The 1,921-nt window shown below is 70.2% G+C and carries 2 protein-coding genes and 1 pseudogene; 2 read left to right on the top strand and 1 reads right to left on the bottom strand.

Features of this window, described 5'->3' with window-relative positions:
- The first annotated feature begins 1 nt into the window (after position 1).
- Positions 2-1,129 (top strand): heparan-alpha-glucosaminide N-acetyltransferase domain-containing protein, encoded by a 1,128-nt coding sequence (locus D7Y15_RS43315; RefSeq protein ID WP_121756203.1) that lies wholly within the window; start codon positions 2-4, stop codon positions 1,127-1,129.
- On the opposite strand, the gene D7Y15_RS43310 is transcribed toward D7Y15_RS43315, so the two are convergent.
- Positions 1,086-1,577 (bottom strand): VOC family protein, encoded by a 492-nt coding sequence (locus D7Y15_RS43310; protein ID WP_121756202.1) that lies wholly within the window; start codon positions 1,575-1,577, stop codon positions 1,086-1,088. The two genes, D7Y15_RS43315 and D7Y15_RS43310, sit on opposite strands and share 44 nt — an antisense overlap.
- 144 nt (positions 1,578-1,721) lie before the next feature.
- Here D7Y15_RS43310 and D7Y15_RS43305 point away from each other — a divergent pair.
- Positions 1,722-1,921 (top strand): annotated as a pseudogene (locus D7Y15_RS43305) (VWA domain-containing protein); the annotation flags it as partial.

Raw genomic sequence — 1,921 nt, 5'->3', positions numbered from 1 at the left:
CGTGAGTACCCTGCCCCCCGCCGCCCCCGTCTCCCGCGAGCGCGTGCGCGCCATCGACTGGCTGCGCGGCCTCTCCGTCCTCGTGATGATCCAGACCCATGCGCTCGTGCTGCTCACCCCCGAGCTGCGCAAGAGCGTGTGGACCGGACGGCTGCTCAAGGTGGACGGGCTGGTGGCCCCCGCGTTCATCTTCTCCGCCGGGTTCGCGCTGGCGCTGCTCATGGTGCGCAGCTCCGCCTCGGGTGTGCTGAACGAGCGCGTGCGCCGCAACCTGCGCCGCATCACGGAGGTGTTCGCCGTCGCCGCGCTCGTCAACTGGGTGTGGTTCCCCATCCGCTCCGAGCCCGTGTGGCTGCTTCGCCTGGACATCCTCCACTGCGTGGGACTGTGCCTGCTGCTCACCCTGCCCATGGCCGCGCTGCTCGCCCCGCGCCCGCGCGTGCTCGCGGGCACCGCTTTCGTCCTGGCGATGGTGGCGTTCGCGCTGGCGCCCTTCAGCGACTCCGCGGGCGAGCCCTGGGCATCGTTCCTGCGCAAGTCCAACTGGGCCCCCTTCCCGCTGGTGCCGTGGGTGGGCTTCGCGTGGCTGGGCGCCTTCGCGGGCTGCATCGCGGGGGCGTGGGGCCGCAAGGGCCTGGCGCGGGCCCTGGGCTTCCTCATCGCGCTGGGCCTTCTGGGCACGCTGATGCCGCGCGTGCTCAACGACCTCTATCCGCCGCACCGCTTCTTCGTCACCAACCCGTCCAACTCCGCCACCCGCTTCATGTGGGTCTGCGCGGTGCTGCTCGTGTTGCTGTGGGTGGAGGGACGGATGGCGCCGGACGCGAAGCCCTCGCGCGCCCGCCGCTTCCTGGAGGTGTTCGGCACCGCGTCGCTGTCCGCGTACTTCTTCCACGAGATGCTGCTGTACTACCGCGTCTTCGGCGTCTTCTCGTTCCAGAAGCTGTGGGGCGACTCCAGCGGGTGGCTGAAGTTCTCCGGCCTGCTCGCGCTGCTCATCGCGTGCACGTACGTGTTGTGCGTCGCGTGGGATCCGGTGGAGCGCGCGGTGAAGAAGGCCTTCGCGCGCGCCGGACAGTGGCTGATCAGTGCGCCGCGCTGGCTGCGGCCTGTTCGAAGGCGCGGATGATCTCCGGCGGGGCCTGCACCAGCTCAATCAGCACGCCCTCTCCGCTCAGCGGGAACTGATCGCTGGCCTTCGGGTGGATGAAGCACACGTCGAAGCCCGCCGCGCCCTTGCGGATGCCGCCGGGCGTGAAGCGCATGCCCTGCCCGTCCAGCCACTTGACGGCCACCGCCAGGTCGTCCACCCACAGACCCACGTGGTTGAGCGCCGGGTCGTGCACCTTGGGACGGCCGTCGGGATTGACGGGCTGCATCAAGTCCACCTCCACCTTGAAGGGGCCCGCGCCCGCCACGACGATGTCCTCGTCCACGTTCTCCTTCTCGCTGCGGTAGGTGCCGTGGGCCGTCAGGCCCAGCGTGTCCACCCACAGCTTGCGCAGGGCGCCCTTGTCCAGCCCCCCGATGGCGATCTGCTGGATGCCCAGAATCCGGAACGGTCGTGTCGTCTCCATGGCCGGGGACCGTCGCAAAAGGGGTCCCCCCACGCAAGCGCGGCCCACGCCTGGGTCCGGGAAAAATTCACCGGATAAACCCATTCCGGAGGTCGGCCGTTTCCAGGGGCACGCTGACTTCCTCCCGTCGTCCCGGAGCCGCCCATGTCCCCTTTCTTCTCGAAGCGCCGCGTGTCCTTCGTCAGTGGTGCCCTCCTCTGCGCCAGCCTCGTGAGCGCGTGCTCCTCCATGGAGCCGGCGCAGGGCGTGTCGGCGCGCAACGAGCTCAAGCCGCAGGCCACGGCGACCACCCGGAGCGCCCCCAAGGACGAGTCCACGGCCCTTGTCGCGCCCCCGTCCCCGCC

Source organism: Corallococcus sp. AB030 (assembly GCF_003668965.1).
Classification (GTDB): Bacteria; Myxococcota; Myxococcia; order Myxococcales; family Myxococcaceae; genus Corallococcus; species Corallococcus exiguus.
The sequence above is the reverse complement of the archived record's forward strand: the minus strand, read 5'-3'. Positions and strand labels throughout refer to the sequence as shown.